An 844-nucleotide genomic window follows, 5' to 3' on the forward strand; every position below is an offset into this window, starting at 1 on the left:
TAATCTATCTAGAAAAAACCCCTTCAGTTTACTTGCTGAAGGGGTTTCGTATTTACATAATTTTCGATATCAGAAGTCAATGTATCTATAAGCCTACAAAAAACCCTTACAATTAATCGTATCTGAAATCATATGTCTCTTCAGGAACATTTAATGTATGTCCGTTAATGATTACTGTATCATTGTCTTTCCAGACAATCTTTGCCGTATTCTCTCGGTAATTCCAATACACATTCTTTGTCTTGAAATATTTACGATGATTAAATACTAACTCTCCTCTAACAGCAAAACTCGTTGTCGCTCCGCCGCTTGTTACGTAAGCTTTAAATGTATATGTTCCGTCAGGAGATTGTTTTTCAGCAATCTTTTCACCTGTCGGTAATCGATCCATACTGAAAAACGCCCAATACACTCCGTATACGAACAAACCAACTATACAAAATAATATAATTAACACTTTTCGTTTGGTTTTCTTAATTTCTTTCTCTGCAAAATCCATGTATTAGCTCCTATTAATGACTTTCATTGCAAACCCCTCTTATTCAAAGAAAGGTATTACATGCTATTCCGAATGCAATAAAACAAATAAAATACCAAGACAACAACAGTAATAATACTCGATGTTGTTCTGAAAATTTTATTTTCATACGTTTTATTTAACAAGAAGAAGAACAAAACGACCCAGACCCCGTTGGAAAAGAATGATGTTAGTGCATTGAAAACAACTCGAAACGCAAACATAGAGTCTTCCATTAGCTTTCCACCCCATTTTCCCTTATTATACCATTTTAAAAAAGTGATGTACGGTGTTTTTTGGATTGTATATTCTATACATGTTCGGTTC

2 protein-coding genes are annotated in these 844 nt (G+C 33.5%); both read right to left on the reverse strand.

The window, feature by feature from the left end; all coding sequences use genetic code 11:
- Positions 1–112: 112 nt before the first annotated feature.
- The gene (locus HRG09_RS28205; RefSeq protein ID WP_174104086.1) at positions 113–499 is read right to left on the reverse strand and encodes a DUF5412 domain-containing protein; all 387 of its coding nucleotides are present in this window, start codon (positions 497–499) and stop codon (positions 113–115) included.
- Positions 500–555: 56 nt separating this feature from the next.
- Complete coding sequence (locus HRG09_RS28680; RefSeq protein WP_217448201.1) at positions 556–753, reverse strand: hypothetical protein; 198 nt, start codon at positions 751–753, stop codon at positions 556–558.
- Between the last annotated feature and the right edge of the window lie 91 nt (positions 754–844).

The organism is Bacillus sp. Xin1, from assembly GCF_013314535.1.
Classification (GTDB): Bacteria; Bacillota; Bacilli; order Bacillales; family Bacillaceae_G; genus Bacillus_A.